Below are 21635 nucleotides of genomic sequence, written 5' to 3' on the forward strand. Positions count from 1 at the left end.
ATGAAAAAGCTTTCTCTCCTTATTGCTGGTTTATTGTTGTCGACCGCGTCGATAACGCAAGCTTATGCGGATAGGATAGGCTTTCTCGTTCCGACCACAACGGTTTATGCAGGACAACCGGTAAGCAATGTCGGTCTCAGCGAAAGAATGTTTTACATCAAAGTCGATGCCGCACCGTTATATGTAACAGATGTCAAGCAGGCTTTGAACAAAGTGGCCAAACGGACATTGCCGGCAGGCCGGCCGATTTCCTTGTCAGCTCTGGGCGATCCGGTATTGGTCGAACGTGGTCAAAATACAAAACTGGTTTTCAATGCCGGTGACCTCGTCATTACTGCATCGGGCGTTTCTATGGAGCCAGGTAGTGCAGGCGATTTTATCAAGGTTCGCAATGTCGATTCCGGTCGTATTGTGAGCGGTACGGTCTTATCTGACGGTAGTGTCAGGGTAGGTGGGCAATGATTGGTCGTTCGTTTGGGATTGGTCGTTCGTTAAAGATTGGTCGTTCGTTAGGACTTGTCGCGGCTTTATTGATGGGGGTTATGCCCGCATTTGCCGATGAAGGTGGCCGCAATGTACGCCATTTCAATTCCGAAGCGGCCTCTGATGCATCATGGCTCGGGTCGGGTGGTGATCCGGCAAAGATGCGCTATTCCGATCTTTCACGCCCCGGTGTTGTTGCCAGATTGAAAGATATTGCAGAAATTCAGGGTGTTCGTGAAAACCAGCTCGTCGGTTACGGTCTCGTTATCGGTCTTAACGGTACAGGCGACTCGCTACGTAATTCACCTTTCACCGAACAATCTTTGCGTGCCATGTTGGACAATCTGGGCATTAGCCCGCCAGCCGGTGCTTCGCGTGCAAACAATATTGCCGCTGTTATCGTTACGGCCGATATTCCACCATTTGCAACGCCCGGTTCAAGAATTGACGTAAGCGTTTCCTCGCTTGGTGATGCCAAGTCCTTACAAGGCGGTACACTGGTTATGACACCGCTTCTCGGTGCCGATGGCGAAACTTATGCTGTTGCACAAGGTAATATGATTATTTCCGGTTTTGCTGCACAAGGAGCTGCCGAGAGCGTAACACAGGGTGTTCCGACTTCAGGTCGTATTCCGAATGGCGCGCTGGTCGAACGCAAAGTCGAAGGAAACTTCAACCGCGATGCCGATATTGTTCTGGAATTGCATAATCCGGATTTTTCAACCGCTATTCGTGTTGCCGATCTTGTCAATGTTTTTGCCAATAAACGCTATCATCAAAGTGTTGCCAAAGAACGCGATGCAAAAACGGTCGTTTTGAAAAAACCCGCCAGCATTTCGGCTGCCCGTTTCATTGCAGAAATCGAGGGGCTTCCCATTCCGACAGACGAAGTTGCCCGCGTTGTCGTTGATGAACGCACCGGCACAGTTGTCATCGGCGAAAAGGTTCGTGTCTCGCGCGTTGCAATTTCTCACGGCAGTTTGACAGTTCGTGTTACCGAAACGCCTTATGCTTCACAACCTGAACCCTTCAGTGAAAACGGTGAAACAGTTGTAGTGCCACAAACGGCAGTCGACGCAAATGAGCAAACCTCCAATATCGGTATTCTTGGTGGAACCGATCTTGATAATCTCGTCAAAGGGTTAAACCAGATTGGCGTTAAGCCCACCGGTATCATTGCTATCCTTCAGGCGATAAAAACATCTGGTGCACTTCATGCGGAGCTTGTGGTTCAATGATGAGATCGCGGCGTAAAGTTCTGGCAGTTCTGGGTTTGGTTCCGTTTTTCGGGCTTGTTAACACTGCTCTTGCACAGAAGGCAGGCAATACAGCCACTCAAAATAAATCTGCAACAGTTCCTTCAGCCCCGTCGGCACAGCGCACACTTCCCTCTGCCAATGCCTCGCAGGATGAAATTGAAAAATTCTGCGGTAACATTGATAGTCAGGCGGCGGATGCCCGTTTTGAATTGCAAAGCCAGCAATTGCAACAATTACGCACGCAAATTGATGATCGTATAAAAGTTCTGGAAGAAAAACGTCAGGAATATGAGAACTGGCTGAATAAACGGAACGAGTTTTTGGCCAAAGCACAGGATTCGCTGGTCAATATTATTTCCAAAATGCGTCCGGATGCGGCAGCCGCCCAATTGGCGCTGGTTGATGATTTTGCTGCTGCTGCCATTATGCTGAAACTGACGCCGCGTGTTTCGAGCGCCATCATGAATGAATTGCCACCGGAAAAGTCGGCAAATTTGACCAAGGTTCTGGTCAGTGCACAAAAATTACCGCCGGAAAACAAACCGGCACCCAAGGCTGTAAAAGCAGGCCAATGATGAAAGTTGAACAAATGAAAAAACTTTTAGACACCCGTAAATCAAGAGTCGCGCTTATCAGTGTCGTTCTGGCAACGGTTGCGCTTTCTGGCTGTTCTTACAATACAAAGGATTTCAACTCGGTGCCTGATTTTTCGCCGGTTCGGGCAGATCTCGGTTATGCACCGTCAATGAATCCGGATATTTACCCGACCAAGCCGAAAGAAAGCAAATATTCGCTTTACCGCTCTTCGTCGAACAGCTTTTATCGTGACCCTCGCGCCATGAAACCCGGTGATGTGCTCACTGTGCTGATTTTGATTAATGACCGCGCAAACATGAACAACAAAAGCGATCTGAAACGTGATGCCAATGGCAAATATACGTTGGGGGCAACCTATCCGCTTATCGGCAAGAATAGCGGTAGTGTGAACGGTGATTCCACCGCCCACTCGAAGGGTGATGCAAAAGTTGAACGTAAGGAAGACATCAAACTATCAGTCGCTGCGGTTGTCACAGATGTCTTGCCAAATGGTAATCTCGTTATCAACGGTTCACAGGAAGTCCGTGTCAACTACGAATTGCGTGTTCTCAATGTTGCCGGTGTGGTTCGTCCGCGTGATATTACCGGTAACAATACGATCGAATATGATAAAATTGCCGAAGCCCGTATTTCCTACGGTGGGCGCGGTCGTATGAGTGAAATTCAACAGCCGCCTTATGGACAACAGATTTTGAACCAGATCTCTCCGTTCTGATAGGATTGACCGGATATTCGGGCAGGGAGTTCGGTTTTCAACCGGCTTCCTGCCTTTATTATCCGCGATAAAGTCTTGAAAGCATGGTGCTTTAAGGTTTATTCATGTATTTCCGGTTAGGATAATAAACTATAGTTAAAGTGCAAATGCCTTTTAATTTTTAACCCAAGAGGTTTTTATGGCTGGCGAACCTGCAAAAGGCGACGGAAAAGAGAAGAAAGACAGCGGTGTCAAAACGCTGCTTGTTGCCGGTGTTATTTTGACTTTGGTCGCAGCAGGCGGCGGCTGGTTTTTGGGAACACAGATCGGCAAAGAAATTGCTCCCCCTCCCGTCGAACAAAAAAATGAAGCGGAAAAAACGGCAGATACAATCGCTTCAAATAGCAGTGTTACAGTTTTAAATCCTATTCTTACCAATATGGCAGCACCGAACAATGCATGGATTCGTGTGGAATGTTCGCTTGTATCCCAGCCGGGCGAAGTGTTGTCGCCATCCGTCGCGGCGGAAATTTCCAACGATTTTCTGGCATTTCTGAGAAACAGTACGATTGCCCAGATCAAGGGTGCTTCGGGGCTTATGAATCTGCGTGAAGATCTTGTTGAAAGAGCGCGTACGCGTTCAAAAGGCAAAGTCACCAATGTGCTGATTTCCAGTTTGGTGGTCGAGCAATGAAACGCCTTTTTCTGTTCAGTCTTGTTATAGTTATGATCGGCATTGGTTCGGCCTTTGCCCAGGAAGCAAGCACTGCGGCTTCACAAGGGGCGGCCGCCAATTCTCTTTCAAACCTGTTGCCTCAGGCGGGTACGTCGATGAGCGGACGCATTGTCCAACTGTTCGGATTGTTGACGGTTTTATCTGTTGCACCGGGCTTGCTCATAATGGTTACGAGCTTTACCCGCTTTGCCATTGCTTTTTCACTCTTGCGTTCCGGCCTCGGTTTGCAAACAGCGCCTTCCAATCTGGTCATGATCTCGCTTGCTTTGTTCATGACATTTTATGTTATGGCACCAACCTTCAATCAGGCTTGGACCAGTGGTGTGCAACCGCTCATGAATAACCAGATCAATGAGCAGCAAGCGGCAGAACGCATTGGACAACCGTTTCGGGAGTTCATGCTTAGTCAGGTGCGGGAAAAGGACCTTGATCTTTTTGTCGACCTCGCAGACCCTTCATTTCAGGTGGGGTCGGGAGAACAGGTCGATTACCGTGTTCTGGTGCCCGCTTTTATGATTTCCGAATTGCGGCGTGGTTTCGAGATCGGTTTTCTCATTGTCTTGCCATTTCTGGTTATCGACCTCGTCGTTGCGACTTTGACAATGTCTATGGGTATGATGATGTTGCCGCCAACCGTCATATCATTGCCTTTTAAAATTCTTTTTTTCGTTTTGATTGACGGTTGGAATTTGCTTGTAGGAAGCCTTATCCGCTCTTTTAGCTGAATGAAATTGCCTCGAAAGGCGATTTTTAAAAAAAATTTCCAAAAAGGTCTTTATTTTTATTGCTAAGCCGACTAAATACAAGGTGTGACAGGTTAGTGAGGTATTTGAAAGAATACCGGTAAAGCTAATAGGCATGAAGCCGCTCTGTCACCCGCTGGTTGGCCAGCATGTCCCTATTAAAATCTAATCCGAAGGGACAATTATTATGGGTACAAGTCTACTTACCAACCAATCCGCTATGAATGCTTTGCAAACACTGCGTTCCATTGGTGATAGTATGGACATAACGCAGCGCCGTGTTTCGACGGGCTTGCGTATTAACGAAGCATCCGACAACACCGCTTATTGGTCAATTTCATCCATGATGAAATCCGACCGTAATGCGTTAAGTTCTGTTTCCGATGCGATGGCTTTGGGTAAAAGCCAGATTGATGTTGCTAACGCAACCATTGATAAATCGAAAGATTATCTTGATAACATCCAGAAATCCTTGACCACTGCCTATGAAAAAGGTTCAGGCGATGTTGCAAAGATTCAGGCTGATATCAAAGCCAATATGAATGATATTCAGTCCGCTGTTTATTCGGCATCTTTGGCTGAAAAGAACATTCTTGGTAATGGTGGCGAGTCAGTCCGTATCGCCGGTTCTTATCGTCGTGAAGGATCGAATGTCTATGTCGATATGATCGACGTTGGTGGTGCCGACCTTAACTTTGCAACTAAAAACGCCGATGGTACATTCGATTTGACCAAAGGCGTCTTGAAAGACGTTTTCGGGAAAGCAGAAACTGCACCGGATTTTGCGAAATTGGACGATGATCTTCAAAAAGCTCAGGCTGATCTTGCAGCAAAAGGTGATACTGCCACTGACGATGATAGGAAAAATGTAACAGCGGCTCAAGACGCCATTACTAAGGCTGCCAAGGATATGACCGTTCAGGATTTTGTTGATGCCGATTTCAGTAAAGTTTCGTCGGCAACGATGGAACAGGTTCTGAAAACTGTTCAGAGCAAAGTCACGAATGCAACGTCTAATGTTGTTACTGCCGGTGCAGCTCTTGGTGCTGCGAAAGCTCAGGTTACAGGCCAGATCGACTATGTCAGCAAGTTGATGGATGCCGTTGATAAAGGTGTCGGTTCACTGGTTGATGCCGATATGAATGCAGAATCTGCCCGCCTCGCTTCTTTGCAGGTTCAACAGCAATTGGGCATTCAGGCTTTGTCGATTGCCAACCAGAACAGCCAGAACATCTTGTCGCTGTTCCGTCAATAATAGCAATCATGCTCTTCCGGTTGCAAATGCGACCGGAATTGCTTCATCAATTTAAAAAGGCCGCGTTTCCGACGCGGCCTTTTTTTATGTGAAATTCTGATTGTTATTGCAGCGTATAGAGCCAATCAAAAACATAAGCCGACTAACTATAGTTTTATATAAAGTTTAAAAAATATCAATAAAAACATAGAGATAAGCGTATGTTGCAAATAAAAATAAGGTTTATATTATTTTTATAAAAATATATTTACAATTAATTAAATATAACGTATATATAAGTTGTGACAGGTTAGTAAGGTATTGAAAAGAATACCGGTAAAACTGGCAGGCATGAAGCCGCTCTGTCACCCGCTGGTTGGCCAGCATGTCCCTATTAAAATCTAATCCGAAGGGACAATTATTATGGGTACAAGTCTACTTACCAACCAATCCGCCATGAATGCTTTGCAAACGCTGCGTTCAATTGGCGATAATATGGACACAACGCAGCGCCGTGTTTCAACGGGCTTGCGTATTAACGAAGCATCCGACAACACCGCTTATTGGTCAATTTCATCCATGATGAAATCCGACCGTAGTGCATTAAGTTCTGTTTCCGATGCGATGGCTTTGGGTAAAAGCCAGATTGATGTTGCTAATGCAACCATTGATAAATCGAAAGAATATCTTGATAAAATCCAGAAATCTTTGACCACGGCTTATCAAAAAGGGTCAGGCGACATTAAAAAGATTCAGGCTGATATCAAAGCCAATATGAATGATATCGAGTCCGCTGTTTATTCGGCATCTTTGGCTGAAAAGAACATTCTTGGTAACAATGGTGAGTCAGTCCGTATTGCCGGTTCCTATCGTCGTGAAGGCACGGCTGTTTATGTTGATATGATCGACGTTGGCGGTGCCGACCTTAACTTTGCCAAAAAGACCACTGATGGTAAATTCGATTTGACCAAAGGTGTTTTGGAAACTGTTTTTGCAAAAGACATAAACACAGACGAGAATAAAAAGATTAGTGCTATACTCGGGAAGATTAATAAAGAAGGAGCAACTGCAGACGATATATCTAATGCAGAAACAGAGTTGAGAACCGCTGCCGGAGATATGACTGTTAAAGATTTTGTGGAAGCCGATTTAAGCAAGGTTTCCGCGCCAACAATGGAAGTACTTTTGAAAGCTGTTCAGGGCAAAGTCACGACTGCAACATCTAATGTTACTACTGCCGGTGCAACACTCGGTGCTGCAAAAGCTCAGGTTACAGGCCAGATCGACTATGTCAGCAAGTTGATGGATGCCGTTGATAAAGGTGTCGGTTCACTGGTTGATGCCGATATGAATGCAGAATCTGCCCGCCTTGCTTCTTTACAGGTTCAACAGCAATTGGGCATTCAGGCTTTGTCGATTGCCAACCAGAACAGCCAGAACATCTTGTCGCTGTTCCGTCAATAATAGCAATCATGCTTTTCCGGTTGCAAATGCGACCGGAATTGCTTCATTGATTAAAAAGGCCACGTTTTCGACGCGGCCTTTTTCTTTTGCCTCATATGTTTTTACGTCTATTTTCGAATAACCAGATATTCTTGAAAAGAATATAACAATATCTATTGTAAAAATGTTAATAAAAACAATAATGTAATGGTTATACAACTGATTTTGAGTGCGGTATTGTTATTTAATAATAAAATAGTATTTACAACTAATAATATATATATTACATAGAGGTTGTGACAGGTTAGGGGGGTAAAGAAAAACCTGAAAGTCTAATAGGCATGATGCCGCTCTGTCACCCGCTGGTTGGCCAGCATGTCCCGTTAAACTTGTGATCCGAAGGAACAATTATTATGGGTACAAGTCTACTTACCAACCAATCCGCCATGAATGCTTTGCAAACTCTGCGTTCCATTGGTGATAATATGGACACAACGCAGCGCCGTGTTTCAACGGGCTTGCGTATTAACGAAGCATCCGACAACACCGCTTATTGGTCAATTTCATCCATGATGAAATCCGACCGTAGTGCATTAAGTTCTGTTTCCGATGCGATGGCTTTGGGTAAAAGCCAGATTGATGTTGCTAATGCAACGATTGATAAATCGAAAGAATATCTTGATAACATCCAGAAATCTTTAACTTCGGCTTATCAAAAAGGGCCGGGCGACATCAAAAAGATTCAGGCTGATATCAAAGCCAATATGAATGATATCGAGTCCGCAGTTTATTCGGCATCTTTGGCTGAAAAGAACATTCTTGGTAATAATGGCGAGGCAGTCCGTATTGCCGGTTCTTATCGTCGTGAAGGCACGGCTGTTTATGTTGATATGATCGACGTTGGCGGTGCCGACCTTAACTTTGCCAAAAAGACCACTGATGGTAAATTCGATTTGACCGGCGGCGTCTTGAAACTTGTTTTTGCACAAGACATAAATACAGATCAGAAGATTAGTGATTTAGTCTCTAATGTTAATAATGCGACAGATGACGCAACACGAAATACAGCAGAAGGTAAACTGGCTGCCGCTGCCACGTATATGACTGTTAAAGATTTTGTTGAAGCCGATTTAAGCAAGGTTTCCGCGAAAACAATGGAAGCACTTTTGAAAGGTGTTCAGGGTAACGTTACAAAAGCAACGTCTAATGTTACTACTGCCGGTGCGACACTCGGTGCTGCAAAAGCTCAGGTTACAGGCCAGATCGACTATGTCAGCAAGTTGATGGATGCCGTTGATAAAGGTGTCGGTTCACTGGTTGATGCCGATATGAATGCAGAATCTGCCCGCCTTGCTTCTTTACAGGTTCAACAGCAATTGGGCATTCAGGCTTTGTCGATTGCCAACCAGAACAGCCAGAACATCTTGTCGCTGTTCCGTCAATAATAGCAATCATGCTCTTCCGGGTGCAAATGCAACCGGAATTGCTCCATTTGATAAAAAGGCCGCGTTTCCGACGCGGCCTTTTCTTTTGCCCTATATTTTTCTTCTCTTTTGTTGAATAAATAGTTATTCTTGAAAAGAATATAACAATATCTATTGTAAAAACGTTAATAAAAACAATAATGTAATGGTTATACAATTGATTTTTGAGTGAGGTATTGTTTTTAATAATAAAATAGTATTTACAACTAATAATATATATATTATATATAGGTTGTGACAGGTTAGGGGGTAAAGAAAAACCTGAAAGTCTAATAGGCATGATGCCGCTCTGTCACCCGCTGGTTGGCCAGCATGTTCCCGTTAAACTTGTGATCCGAAAGGACAATTATTATGGGTACAAGTCTACTTACCAACCAATCCGCCATGAATGCTTTGCAAACTCTGCGTTCCATTGGTGATAATATGGACACAACGCAGCGCCGTGTTTCAACGGGCTTGCGCATTAACGAAGCATCCGACAACACCGCTTATTGGTCAATTTCATCCATGATGAAATCCGACCGTAGTGCATTAAGTTCTGTTTCCGATGCGATGGCTTTGGGTAAAAGCCAGATTGATGTTGCTAATGCAACCATTGATAAATCGAAAGAATATCTTGATAACATCCAGAAATCTTTAACTTCGGCTTATCAAAAAGGACCAGGCGACATCCAAAAGATTCAGGCTGATATCAAAGCCAATATGAATGATATCGAGTCCGCTGTTTATTCGGCATCTTTGGCTGAAAAGAATATTCTCGGTAATAATGGTGAGTCAGTCCGTATTGCCGGTTCCTATCGTCGTGAAGGCACGGCTGTTTATGTTGATATGATCGACGTTGGCGGTAAAGAACTCAACTTTGCAACCAAGGGCGCTAACGGCACATTCGATTTGAGCCAAGGCCAACTGAAGGACATTTTCGGAAAAACCACCCCGGCTGATGGCACTGACCCCAACGGCAAACCCAAAGGTCCTATTGATGTAAAAACCCTCAACGAAAATATTGCAACACTGAATTCGTCGAGTGCTACAGCCGATCAAAAAAAAGAAGCCGAAGGTAAAATTAACGGAATCATTAGCAAAATAACAGTTAGCGACTTCGTAAACACAGATCTTTCGTCTGTGGATGCAAATACGATGGAGCGCATCCTGAAGGCCGTTCAGGGCAAAGTCACAAGTGCCACGTCTAATGTTACTACTGCCGGTGCAACACTCGGTGCTGCGAAAGCTCAGGTTACAGGCCAGATCGACTATGTCAGCAAGTTGATGGATGCCGTTGATAAAGGTGTCGGTTCACTGGTTGATGCCGATATGAATGCAGAATCTGCCCGCCTTGCTTCTTTGCAGGTTCAACAGCAATTGGGCATTCAGGCTTTGTCGATTGCCAACCAGAACAGCCAGAACATCTTGTCGCTGTTCCGTCAATAATAGCAATCATGCTTTTCCGGTTGCAAATGCGACCGGAATTGCTTCATTGATTAGAAAGGCCACGTTTTCGACGCGGCCTTTTTTAATTTTGCCTTATATTTTTCTGCCCTTTTGTTGAATAAATAGTTATTATTGAAAAGGATATAACAATATCTATTGTAAAAAACGTTAATAAAAAAATAACGTAATGGTTAAATAATTGATCTTGATGGGCGGTATTTTTTATTAATAATAAAATATTATTTATAACTAATAATATAGATATTACATATAAGTTGTGATAGGTTAGGGGTAAAAAAACTGAAAGTCTAATAGGCATGATGCCGCTCTTCCACCCGCTGGTTGGCCAGCATGTTCCCGTTAAACTTGTGATCCGAAGGAACAATTATTATGGGTACAAGTCTACTTACCAACCAATCCGCCATGAATGCTTTGCAAACACTGCGTTCCATTGGTGATAGTATGGACAAAACGCAGCGCCGTGTTTCAACGGGCTTGCGTATTAATGAAGCATCCGACAACACCGCTTATTGGTCAATTTCATCCATGATGAAATCCGACCGTAGTGCATTAAGTTCTGTTTCCGATGCGATGGCTTTGGGTAAAAGCCAGATTGATGTTGCTAACGCAACCATTGATAAATCGAAAGAATATCTTGATAACATCCAGAAATCTTTAACTTCGGCTTATCAAAAAGGACCAGGCGACATCAAGAAGATTCAGGCTGATATAAAAGCCAATATGAATGATATCGAGTCCGCTGTTTATTCGGCATCTTTGGCTGAAAAAAACATTCTTGGTAACAATGGCGAGGCAGTCCGTATTGCCGGTTCTTACCGTCGTGAAGGTTCGGCTGTTTATGTTGATATGATCGACGTTGGCGGTGCCGACCTTAACTTTGCCAAAAAGACCACTGATGGTAAATTCGATTTGACCGGCGGCGTCTTGAAACTTGTTTTTGCAAAAGACATAGACAAAGTGTATACGATTAGTGGTTTAGTCAATGCGGTTAATTATGCGGCAAATGAAACAACAAAAGCTAATGCAGAACGTGGCTTGGCTGCCGCTGCCACGTATATGACTGTTAAAGATTTTGTTGAAGCCGATTTAAGCAAGGTTTCCGCGAAAACAATGGAAGCACTTTTGAAAGGTGTTCAGGGTAACGTTACAAAAGTAACGTCCGATGTTGTTACCGCCGGTGCAACACTTGGTGCTGCGAAAGCTCAGGTTACAGGCCAGATTGATTATGTCAGCAAGTTGATGGATGCTGTTGATAAAGGTGTCGGTTCACTGGTTGATGCCGATATGAATGCAGAATCTGCCCGCCTTGCTTCTTTGCAGGTTCAACAGCAATTGGGCATTCAGGCTTTGTCGATTGCCAACCAGAACAGCCAGAACATCTTGTCGCTGTTCCGTCAATAATAGCAATCATGCTCTTCCGGTTGCAAATGCAACCGGAATTGCTTCATTGATTAGAAAGGCCGCGTTTTCGACGCGGCCTTTTTTATGTGAAATTCTGATTGTTATTGCAGCGTATAGAGCCAATCAAAAACATAAGCCGACTAACTATAGTTTTAGATAAAGTTTAAAAAATATCAATAAAAACAAAACAATGAATTTAATAACGGGGTGGTCATAGACGAGATATTGAAATATTTTAAAAATATATTTACAATTAATTAAATATAACTTATATATAAGTCGTGACAGGTTAGTGAGGTATTTGAAAGAATACCGGTAAAGCTAATAGGCATGAAGCCGCTCTGTCACCCGCTGGTTGGCCAGCATGTCCCTGTTAAATTCTAATCCGAAGGGACAATTATTATGGGTACAAGTCTACTTACCAACCAATCCGCCATGAATGCTTTGCAAACTCTGCGTTCCATTGGCGATAATATGGACACAACGCAGCGCCGTGTTTCAACGGGCTTGCGTATTAACGAAGCATCCGACAACACCGCTTATTGGTCAATTTCATCCATGATGAAATCCGACCGTAGTGCATTAAGTTCTGTTTCCGATGCGATGGCTTTGGGTAAAAGCCAGATTGATGTTGCTAACGCAACCATTGATAAATCGAAAGAATATCTTGACAACATCCAGAAATCTTTAACCTCGGCTTATCAAAAAGGGTCAGGCGACATTAAAAAGATTCAGGCTGATATCAAAGCCAATATGAATGATATCGAGTCCGCTGTTTATTCGGCATCTTTGGCTGAAAAGAACATTCTTGGTAATAATGGTGAGTCAGTCCGTATTGCCGGTTCCTATCGTCGTGAAGGCACGGCTGTTTATGTTGATATGATCGACGTTGGCGGTAAAGAACTCAACTTTGCAACCAAGGGTGCTAACGGCACATTCGATTTGAGCCAAGGTCAACTGAAGGACATTTTTGGAAAAACCAATAATGGCACAGACGATACTACTCATCAGCCCAAACCTGCTATTGATGTGGGAGCTCTCAAGACAGCAATTGGAGATTATAAAGCAGAGGTAGAAAAAGCAAAGACTGGTAACACTGCGGATCCTGCGAGCAAATTAGCAGAGGTTACGAAGATCACTGAAAAAATAACGGTTAGTGACTTCGTAAACACAGATCTTTCGTCTGCGGATGCGGAAACGATGGAGTACATCCTGAAAGCTGTTCAGGGCAAAGTCACGACTGCAACGTCTAATGTTACTACTGCCGGTGCAACACTTGGTGCTGCAAAGGCACAGGTTACAGGTCAGATCGACTATGTCAGCAAGTTGATGGATGCCGTTGATAAAGGTGTCGGTTCACTGGTTGATGCCGATATGAATGCAGAATCTGCCCGCCTTGCTTCTTTGCAGGTTCAACAGCAATTGGGCATTCAGGCTTTGTCGATTGCCAACCAGAACAGCCAGAACATCTTGTCGCTGTTCCGTCAATAATAGCAATCATGCTCTTCCGGTTGCATTTGCAACCGGAGTTGCTTCATCAATTAAAAAGGCCGCGTGAAGAACGCGGCTTTTTTTTATGGCAAAACATATTCTATCAGCGGTACGCAATTTCACGTAACTATTTTTTTCCGTTAAATAACAACATAAATTGCGCGACCCGATAATCTATCTTCTGTGCAATTTACGTTAATTTGCCGTTATAATTTTCGCCAATTTGCCGGTACAAAAAGAGGCACAACTGGTAATAGCGACAGGCAAGGTTGACGACATTTATCGGGCAACGTTTATTTGTGTAATCATTGCATCGACGTTTTTAAAGGAATAGGGCATAGGAACAGTTTTTTCCAAAGGCGTGGGATAGCGGACATTCGTCTTGGGATCGACATAGTGGGTCAATTTCATGGCGATTGAACAGCGCATAAAATCACCGCTTGGTCCTATAGTACGAGGGTCTGTTAAAGTAATTTTTGCCTTTTGCCCGTCATAATATCCATCCACCCCAATTTGGTAGTTCATCCCGATGACCAATTTGTCATGAAGGGCATCCAATATGTCTTTTGAACTACAGGTCTTTTTTGATCCGCCGCAAGCAATAAGTGGCAGACACAAAGCGGCTGTAAAAAATAAGCGGTACATTGATTATCCTTTTAATTTACAACAATTAGCCATCCCCCGTTGAGACAACATTAAAAATTATGTTGCGGCCTTGTTTACACTTTTATTGATAACTGCTTTACACAGGACAATAAAGTTTATTGATAGCTGTTTTACACAGGACAATAAAATTGCCACGTTGCGGGGATCACGTCAATCCGACCGCAACAATAATATTAACCATAAAGTCGCTTTAGACAAAGTGTGGTTCCGGCGTTTTCCTGTTGTTCATCCTCGCGCAAGCTTCAGCCTCTAAGGTGCAAAGTAAAGTTAGGGATATATCAGCTTTTAAAGTTTATATCCTTGATGAAAACCAACGGGTTTTTACCCAACTTATACGGTAGAGATACATGGATAGAATACTGGCTCTGTTTTCTTCAATTGGCTCGGCCCTCGGCAAATTGGGCGCTAAACGTCTGATAGCTCTGGGGCTGGTCGGAGTTGCACTATTCGGTACGATTCTGTTCTCAAGCTTTTATCTGACCCGTCCGACATACGAGACACTCTATGTCGGGCTTACTCGTGATGACGTGAACCGTATGGGTATGGCATTAGGTGAAGCAGGCATTGCTTTTGATGTTTCTTCCGACGGAACATCTGTTCAAGTGCCCGTAGGGCAAGCAGAAAAAGCACGTATGTTTTTGGCTGAAAAAGGTTTGCCGACATCGAACAATGCCGGCTATGAACTTTTTGATAATATGGGCTCTCTGGGGCTGACTTCTTTTATGCAGGAAATCACCCGTCAACGCGCATTGGAAGGCGAGATTGCACGCACAATCCAAGCTGTGCAGGGTGTCAAAGCGGCGAGAGTTCATATTGTTCTGCCGGATAAAGGTTCTTTCCGTCGTGCCAATCAAAAACCTTCGGCTTCGGTTGTTATTCGCACAGACGGTAATTTTGCCGCTGAATCTGCCCAGTCAATTCGCCAATTGGTGGCTGCTGCCATTCCTTCGCTGGAGGCAAGTTCGGTTACCGTGCTTGATACAAGCGGTAAGCTTTTAGCTTCCGGAACCGACGCGATGAATGGCGCACCGGTCATGATGGCATCTCTCGAACGGCAAGTTGCCGCACAGATTGACGAGAATATCCGTAAACAACTGGCACCTTATCTTGGTATGGATCATTTCCAGACCAGTGTTCAGGTTGCATTGGATACCGATCGTCGCCAGACCAACGAAACGATTTATAATCCCGATTCGCAGGTTGCACGTTCCGTTCGTAGTGTTCGCGATCAGGGGGACAGTCAAAACAACCGGAATAACGGTTCTGTCGGGGTTGAACAGAATATCCCGCAAGAAGAAATTGCCGGTGGTTCGGGTGAAAATTCTTCCGACAAAAAAGACCGTCGTGAAGAGACAACCAATTACGAGATCAACTCGAAAACAATTTCTACTGTAAGCGACGGGTTCAACGTCAAGAAACTGGCTGTTGCCGTTGTCATTGACCGGTCCAGATTGAAACCCAGCGACAAGGACGCACCGGCACCTGCCAACTATGTTGACGATCAGGTCAACCGCATTCGTCAAATGGTTGCGACAGCTTCGGGGCTCGATCCTGATCGTGGTGACATTATTAACGTAACGGCGGTCGATTTCGTCGCGAATGATGACGCAAACATGCAGCCGGTTGCAACACCGATCTGGCAATCATTGTCGAAATATACATCCGGTCTTGTAAACGGTGCAGCTCTTGTCATTGCAGTTTTGCTTATCATGTTTCTTGGTGTACGCCCGCTTATGCGTGAAATGCACGGCAACCAGCTTGCACTTGCCGACAATAATGAAAGTGCTTTGGCAGGACCGGAGAATATGCCTGCTTTGCCGAATGAAGCTAGCAAAAACGAGGGGTTTGATGGTAATATGATACCGGACGAGGACGGGCTACAGGATTTACGTAGCCGTATGCGTGTTCCACCGCAGAACCGGCTTGACCAGATGATTTCAATGGATGAAGACCGTTTTGCAAATGTCTTACGCGAGTGGGTTCAGGAAGATAGCGATAAAGGGACACCTGCTCAGGCAGCTTGACCACAAACAAAACCTCAGGTGAAAGATGACAAGCGCAATGAACAATAGCAATACAGAAATGGATAACAAGAAGGCGGCCTCGCTTTCCCATTTTTTGAGTGATTTTGCTCCGCGCCAGATTCCGGATACCGAAGTAGAGGTTCTGCCGATGGATGCGGAAGTTCCGGTTCATGATCCCGAACCGGCAGAAGAAGCCGGTCAGATGGTGGATTTCAACCATGCTGAAAGTGAACCGGCAGATCATTTTGATGAAGCTTCTCTTGTAACCGAGACAAAAGTCAATGCTGAAGAGCTGAGAAAACAAGCGGTTGACGAAGCGGTAGAAAAAACAAAAGCCGAACTGGAAGCAAAATTTGCAGAAGAAAAAGCTTCTCTTATTGCCAGTCATGAAAAAGAATTGGATGAACTCAAAGTTAAAACCATTGCCGAAGTTGCGGCTAATCTGGATAATGACTTGAAACAAGGCTTTGACAACATACTTGAAGATATAAGCAAAGATGTTGCAAAAGTTCTTGGGGGCTTTATTAGCGAACAAATGCATGATGAAGCGTTAAACGATTTTGCCAAGCGCATTGCCAAAGAAGCAATATCGGCAAAACAGCCGCTTGTGCTTCAAGGCAATAAGGATTTGTTGAAAGCGTTGGAAGCACGCCCCGATTTTGACAAAACAAAGTTTGTTTTGCGCCCCACCGATGCCGGCGACATTCGCCTCGAACTTGGCGATCAGGTAATTGCCACACGCCTTGAACCCGTGATGAAAGAATTGAAAGGGCTGGTACAATGAGTACAGATACGCCCGAATCCCATAATGAAATCATTATCGTTCGTCGTGGAGGACAAGGCGAAGGCGAACATCATGGTGGAGCATGGGAAGTCGCATATGCCGACTTTATGACATCGATGATGGCCTTCTTCCTTGTTATGTGGCTTATCAACGCTGCAAACGAAGAAACCAAAGCTGCTGTCGCCAGTTATTTCAACCCTATCAAACTGGTTGATCGCCGTACAAATCCGAAGGGTATTCAGGATAATGATGCTGTCGGGGATAACGATAAAAAGTCGGGTAACGAAGCTCATGGTGAACCTGTTGGAAAAGAAAAAAGCGAAAACCAGAGCAGTGCCGAACAGCAAAAAATGATGAACGAGCCTTATGAAGAGCTCGATAAAATTGCCGAACATGATGCGGCAACCGAACCTCCTGAAAAAGGGACGGGTGGTAACGCTGAAGGTGGGTCACAAAAAGGGGCAAGCGAAGGCACAGCCTATCGCGATCCCTTTTCACCGGATTATTGGACCAAAAATGCTTCCCATGAAATAGCCGAAGCTGATGGCGGTCCGAGCCAGAATTCCGGCGGGCGTGACCCCAATTTACCGAGTCAGCCGGGTGTCACTTTGCCCCCTAAGACAGGTGAACCGACGGTGGCAGGTAATGAAGGTAAACCGATGCAGGCTGCACAAGAGACTTTACCACCGCAAAATACAGATACGGCTAACCAGAATAAACCGCAAAACGGGGTAAATGGGGAAGCGCAGACGGCTGGCCAGTCGACTGCCGATAAGGGCAAGTCCGGAAATGCAACTGAAAAAGTAGAAAATCCTGCGCAGTCTCCGGAACAGGCTGTTGAGCTCAGTAAGGCTGAAACGCCCCAGGAAGCGGCAAAAGATAAATCTCTGCCACAAGTTGTACGTGAAATTTCTGGCGAGCTTAGCAAGCTTATCACGGATACAAAAAGTACCCAACAACCTATGGTTCGAGTTGTCACGGTCAAGGATGGCGTTGCAATAGAACTGATGGATCAGGCTCATTACGGAATGTTTGCCATCGGTTCGGCCAAACCGGATAAAAAAGTGGTTGATCTTCTGGCCGGTGTTGCAAAAATTTTGCAAAATAAAAAGGGCGAGGTTGTGATTGCAGGACATACGGATTCACGTCCCTATAGAAATGCGACTTATGACAATTGGCAATTATCAAGCTCGCGTGCACAAATGGCTTATTATATGTTGGTACGCGGCGGGCTCGATGAAAAACGCGTTTTGCGTGTCGAGGGTTATGCCGACCGCGAACTCAAGAATAAGGCCGACCCATATGCCGCAGAAAATCGCCGTATAGAAATATTCATGCGCTTGCCACAAGGAGAGACGGAAGAAAAAAACAACAATACCGACAGTGAAAAGGCCAATGGCACAAATAATGTGGAGAAAAAACAATGATGAAGCGTTTTTTCAAAATAATGTGCTGTGCCGGAATTGCTGTTCCTTTGACTGTTGTATCTCCGCTTGAAGCGCAAATGAGCGAGTCTTCCGCACTTGGTCCGGTTCAACTCGTTCGTTCATTGGAAAGTCTGCAAGATGATATTGCAAGTGGTCAACCGGGAGCGCTGCAAATGCAACCGCGTGTGCTTGCCGATATTGGCCAGAAAATGCTGAGCGAGGATCCTTCCATATGGGAAAACCCGCAAAATCTCTTTGCCGCCTTGACCTATCTTTTTAATGGCGGAAATCCCAATGTTGTCGAAACAATTCTCAAGAATGCTCCTGATGGAGTTATTCCTAAAAATTATGTTGTTGGTGCGCTCGCCTATGCCCATCACAGGAAAGACAGGTTTCTGAAAGCTTTCGACGAATTACCTGAAAATGATGACGAAGCTCCGGCGGCACTCTTACTTTCTATTACTTTGAGCACCGTCACGGATATTGCAGACGCAGATCCGGAAAAAGCATCCGAGCGGTTGAACTGGGTAAGACTGGTTGCTCCGGGGTCATTGTTCGAGGAAGCCGCAATACGTCGGCAGTTAAAAGTTGCAACAATGATTGGCGATATAAAACTGTTTCAGCTACTTACGAGAAATTACGTAACACGGTTTTCAAAATCGCCTTATGCCAACGAATTCTGGCGGGAATTTGCAACGTCGCTACCGGCGATGGACAATCGTCTGGACGATCAGCAATTGAGTGATTTTGTAGGCTATGCACCGGCCGCAATCCAGTTGGTTATTTATTTGAAAGTCAGTCGTACGGCATTGATCGAAGCGCGCATGCCGCGTGCCCATTTCGGTGCAGAAAAAGCTCTTGATCTTGCGCATAATCTCAATGTCGATGATTCTTCCGCACGCCTTTATTATGCAGCAAGTTCTGCCGGCACGACCGCAGCCGAAGACGCGGCCGAAATGTTAAAAATGATTTCTGTCAACAGTCTTCCGGAAAAAGATAGGCCATTATTAATGGCAGCAAAAGCTGTTGCAAAAGGTGTTGTGCTTGACACCAATATTTTACCCAAACAGCAAGACGAAGATGAAGATACTGACGATCAATCAACTTTGAAAGAAGCGGTTGGTGTCCCCGTCGATCAAGTGGGGAAAAAACCGGCAGAATCATTGCCAATGCCAACGACCAGTTCTTCGGGACAAGCAGACGAGAAAAAGACAGCCACTGAAATTGATCAATTCATGCAGCAGACTCAAAAGAAAATTGACGATGTAGACAAACTATTGGAGAAAAAATGATGGTGATTTCGGGGGATTTTACGAACATTATTGCAGCCAACACCCAACCGAAAGCCGACAATAAAAAATCGGCTCAATCCGATCAATCATCGCAAGCAAGTTTTGATGAGATCTTGCATAAAAATGAGGGTGACCGGTCTGCAACTTTGAAAGATACCGACAGGCAATCGGCAAAGGTTGCGTCTGATAAATCCTTATCGGACAAAGCATATCCGGATAAATCCTATGCCGATAAAGTTAATAACGATAAAGTCTCGACTGACAAGGCTGCCAATGACGAACTTGCAACTGACAAGAATGCCAACAATGATAAGGGGCGTTTAAACGAGGTTGCCAAACAAAACGCTTCACAAGCAAAAAACAGTGTGTCCGATAAACCGCAAAAACAGCAAGAAAATGCGAAGACATCTGTTCAGCATGAAGCGGATGATCGGGAAGACCATTCGACTTCGGCTATTCACGATATTCTTCAACAGATGGATGAACAAAAAGCCGCTTCATCAGTAGAAAAAAACGCCGCCGGTTTGAATTTGAAAAACGATGAAGAGCGCGACCAATCCGGTTTAAATGGAATTATTTCCAAAGACAAAGTGCATTCGTCCAAGGGCAAAAATGAAAAATCGGACGATGTTGACGGCAACAGCCAAGAAAACACCGGAAATTCTCATGGCTCTGACATTGGCCAATTGGCAACGGTTGACCACATAGTTGTCAATCAGGACAACCACACGAACGACACCAATTCACTTGGCGCAGATAAAACGACAGGTGATATAGATCAAGCGCAAACAACTGACAAAACCGTAGTTTCGTCAAACAATGCGGTAAATCCTTCAGACAATACTGCGGATCCGGCAGTGAAAAATGGAACGGATTTTCGTCTTACAGCCGTAGAACAGAATGGTAACAAAAACGAAGTCCATGCTGATGCAACTCAAATTTCAGGGTTGGAAGGAAGGGCAACAGAAGCATTTGGTAAATTCAAGGGCGATGAAAAACTGGCGGGTAAGGCCGACCTTTCAACCGGCAATGATGATGATCGTGGACAATCGGAATTTACGCTTGAAAATGACGGTAAAACTCGAAACCGGCGGGATGACGCTGTTCCGGAAGTGGCAGATAGCCGTGCTGACCGTTCCGTATCCGGACGCAAACTGAACGGCGAGAGACGTACACAGAACAATATCAACCAGACGTCGGTCAATGGTTCACAGCAGGTAAATTTTGAAGATATGGCCGAAAAATCCCAGGCTGGTTCGACATTGAATATCGGCGACAGAGTAGCCACGACCAATCCGAAGGGGGTAGATCAAACACAATTGGGGCGCATTACCGGCGTCGAGGTAACTGAAAATAGGCAAGTCGGTGATTTACGTGTTCTCCGTATCAAACTTAATCCGGAAAATCTTGGCATGGTCGAGGCACGATTGCGCAAAACAAGTGATGGGCTGCATATCGAAATCCATGCTGAACGACAAGAAACAGCACGCCTTCTTGCCGCAGATCACCATGCTTTGCATAAAGCACTGGAAAAATCCGGTTTTAATGATGACGGGCGTCTGACAATTATGGTCGTCGACAGAAGTTCACAAACAGTCCAACAGGGACAATCGACCAATTCGGGTCAATCAATGTCGCAGCAGGATAATGGCGGTCAGAATTTTAACGGACAGCAGCGGCAATTCTCCGGACAGCAGGGACAAGGTGGGCACAATGGGTCAAGGCAGACATTTACCGAGTTTCCGGTTACCGGCACTCCCTTGCAGGAAGAAGGCGGCCATGAAGAACGTACTGTTCGCAATCCTCGCCGTCTGGTTGTTTAATTCGCCGATTGTGGCTACAGCCTTTGCCGGTAATGCTTGTGAAGGTGAAATGATTGAAGCTTCAAAACGGTATGATATTCCGTTAGGAATTCTTTATGCCGTGGGGCTTACCGAAACCGGTAACAAAGACTCACTTCAACCCTATGCGCTTAATATTGATGGAAAAGCGGTTTTTGCACAAAATGAGTCGCAAGCATTGCGTATCTTTTATGAGGCAAAACGTCGCGGAGCAAAACTGATTGATGTCGGTTGTATGCAGATCAACCACTATTATCATGGAGAGCGCTTTCCCTCGGTAGCAGCCATGTTCCAGCCCCATCTCAATGTCGATTATGCCGCGCGATTCCTTAAGGAATTAAGGCAACGTGAGGGAAGTTGGACCATGGCAGTTGCCCGTTACCATGCCGGCCCGAATAATAATCCCGCACAGAAGCGTTATGTCTGTCAGGTCATGGCAAACATGATTGCTTCCGGTTTCGGAAAATGGACGCAAGCCTCGCGCCAGTTTTGTCGTGGAGAACTGTAAACGACGTTTTAATAAGCATGGTTAAATTTTATGGTTAACGTGCTTGACTATAACTAAGTATATGAAAATAAACGATTTT

The 21635-nt window shown here is 45.0% G+C and carries 19 protein-coding genes; 18 read left to right on the forward strand and 1 reads right to left on the reverse strand.

The genetic code is table 11. From position 1 onward, the window contains the following. The 12 genes from flgA to GQS64_RS03970 all read left to right on the forward strand — a co-directional run bounded on the left by flgA (position 1) and on the right by GQS64_RS03970 (position 13014). The gene (gene flgA, locus GQS64_RS03915; protein WP_077991040.1) at positions 1 to 462 is read left to right on the forward strand and encodes a flagellar basal body P-ring formation chaperone FlgA; all 462 of its coding nucleotides are present in this window, start codon (positions 1 to 3) and stop codon (positions 460 to 462) included. Beyond that, positions 459 to 1721 carry a flagellar basal body P-ring protein FlgI gene (locus tag GQS64_RS03920; protein WP_198230680.1) on the forward strand — a complete coding sequence of 421 codons (1263 nt, stop codon included), beginning with the start codon at positions 459 to 461 and terminating at the stop codon, positions 1719 to 1721. Before flgA ends, GQS64_RS03920 begins: the two co-directional genes overlap by 4 nt. Continuing rightward, positions 1718 to 2317: a MotE family protein gene (locus tag GQS64_RS03925; protein ID WP_077991044.1), complete on the forward strand. Its 600-nt coding sequence runs from the start codon at positions 1718 to 1720 to the stop codon at positions 2315 to 2317. The genes GQS64_RS03920 and GQS64_RS03925 overlap by 4 nt, the downstream gene beginning before the upstream one ends. A gap of 14 nt (positions 2318 to 2331) precedes the next feature. Further along, the gene (flgH, locus tag GQS64_RS03930; RefSeq protein WP_077994443.1) at positions 2332 to 3054 is read left to right on the forward strand and encodes a flagellar basal body L-ring protein FlgH; all 723 of its coding nucleotides are present in this window, start codon (positions 2332 to 2334) and stop codon (positions 3052 to 3054) included. Between the two features lie 178 nt (positions 3055 to 3232). Next, entirely contained in the window at positions 3233 to 3727 is a 495-nt protein-coding gene (locus tag GQS64_RS03935; RefSeq protein ID WP_198230681.1) for a flagellar basal body-associated FliL family protein, read from the forward strand. Then, the gene (fliP, locus tag GQS64_RS03940) at positions 3724 to 4494 is read left to right on the forward strand and encodes a flagellar type III secretion system pore protein FliP (RefSeq protein WP_198230682.1); all 771 of its coding nucleotides are present in this window, start codon (positions 3724 to 3726) and stop codon (positions 4492 to 4494) included. The genes GQS64_RS03935 and fliP overlap by 4 nt, the downstream gene beginning before the upstream one ends. A 205-nt stretch (positions 4495 to 4699) precedes the next feature. Further along, positions 4700 to 5767, forward strand: coding sequence for a flagellin (locus GQS64_RS03945; RefSeq protein ID WP_077991048.1), 1068 nt, complete (start codon positions 4700 to 4702; stop codon positions 5765 to 5767). A gap of 402 nt (positions 5768 to 6169) precedes the next feature. After that, positions 6170 to 7210 carry a flagellin gene (locus GQS64_RS03950; RefSeq protein ID WP_198230683.1) on the forward strand — a complete coding sequence of 347 codons (1041 nt, stop codon included), beginning with the start codon at positions 6170 to 6172 and terminating at the stop codon, positions 7208 to 7210. A 392-nt stretch (positions 7211 to 7602) separates the two neighbouring features. Then, positions 7603 to 8634, forward strand: coding sequence for a flagellin (locus tag GQS64_RS03955; RefSeq protein WP_198230684.1), 1032 nt, complete (start codon positions 7603 to 7605; stop codon positions 8632 to 8634). Between the two features lie 390 nt (positions 8635 to 9024). Beyond that, a complete protein-coding gene (locus GQS64_RS03960; protein WP_198230685.1) occupies positions 9025 to 10101 on the forward strand; it encodes a flagellin in 1077 nt (358 codons plus the stop codon). A 390-nt stretch (positions 10102 to 10491) separates the two neighbouring features. Continuing rightward, entirely contained in the window at positions 10492 to 11523 is a 1032-nt protein-coding gene (locus GQS64_RS03965; RefSeq protein WP_198230686.1) for a flagellin, read from the forward strand. A gap of 402 nt (positions 11524 to 11925) precedes the next feature. Further along, on the forward strand, positions 11926 to 13014 hold the full coding sequence (locus GQS64_RS03970; protein WP_198230687.1) for a flagellin: 1089 nt from the start codon (positions 11926 to 11928) through the stop codon (positions 13012 to 13014). Between the two features lie 279 nt (positions 13015 to 13293). Here GQS64_RS03970 and GQS64_RS03975 read toward each other — a convergent pair whose 3' ends face one another. Further along, entirely contained in the window at positions 13294 to 13659 is a 366-nt protein-coding gene (locus tag GQS64_RS03975) for a hypothetical protein (protein WP_077991058.1), read from the reverse strand. A gap of 368 nt (positions 13660 to 14027) precedes the next feature. Between GQS64_RS03975 and fliF the strand changes: the two genes are divergently transcribed. From fliF to GQS64_RS04005, 6 genes are read left to right on the forward strand one after another with little or no spacing between them, the layout of a single operon-like run. Next, positions 14028 to 15704: a flagellar basal-body MS-ring/collar protein FliF gene (gene fliF / locus GQS64_RS03980; protein ID WP_198230688.1), complete on the forward strand. Its 1677-nt coding sequence runs from the start codon at positions 14028 to 14030 to the stop codon at positions 15702 to 15704. A 37-nt stretch (positions 15705 to 15741) separates the two neighbouring features. Further along, positions 15742 to 16488: a hypothetical protein gene (locus GQS64_RS03985; protein ID WP_198230689.1), complete on the forward strand. Its 747-nt coding sequence runs from the start codon at positions 15742 to 15744 to the stop codon at positions 16486 to 16488. Beyond that, on the forward strand, positions 16485 to 17915 hold the full coding sequence (locus GQS64_RS03990) for a MotB family protein (RefSeq protein ID WP_198230690.1): 1431 nt from the start codon (positions 16485 to 16487) through the stop codon (positions 17913 to 17915). The genes GQS64_RS03985 and GQS64_RS03990 overlap by 4 nt, the downstream gene beginning before the upstream one ends. After that, positions 17912 to 19207, forward strand: coding sequence for a chemotaxis protein (locus GQS64_RS03995; protein ID WP_198230691.1), 1296 nt, complete (start codon positions 17912 to 17914; stop codon positions 19205 to 19207). Before GQS64_RS03990 ends, GQS64_RS03995 begins: the two co-directional genes overlap by 4 nt. Next, the gene (locus GQS64_RS04000; RefSeq protein WP_198230692.1) at positions 19204 to 21030 is read left to right on the forward strand and encodes a flagellar hook-length control protein FliK; all 1827 of its coding nucleotides are present in this window, start codon (positions 19204 to 19206) and stop codon (positions 21028 to 21030) included. Before GQS64_RS03995 ends, GQS64_RS04000 begins: the two co-directional genes overlap by 4 nt. Beyond that, the gene (locus GQS64_RS04005; RefSeq protein WP_198230693.1) at positions 20987 to 21556 is read left to right on the forward strand and encodes a transglycosylase SLT domain-containing protein; all 570 of its coding nucleotides are present in this window, start codon (positions 20987 to 20989) and stop codon (positions 21554 to 21556) included. The genes GQS64_RS04000 and GQS64_RS04005 overlap by 44 nt, the downstream gene beginning before the upstream one ends. Positions 21557 to 21635: the final 79 nt, after the last annotated feature.

It is taken from the genome of Bartonella sp. P0282 (genome assembly GCF_048452985.1).
GTDB lineage: Bacteria > Pseudomonadota > Alphaproteobacteria > Rhizobiales > Rhizobiaceae > Bartonella > Bartonella choladocola.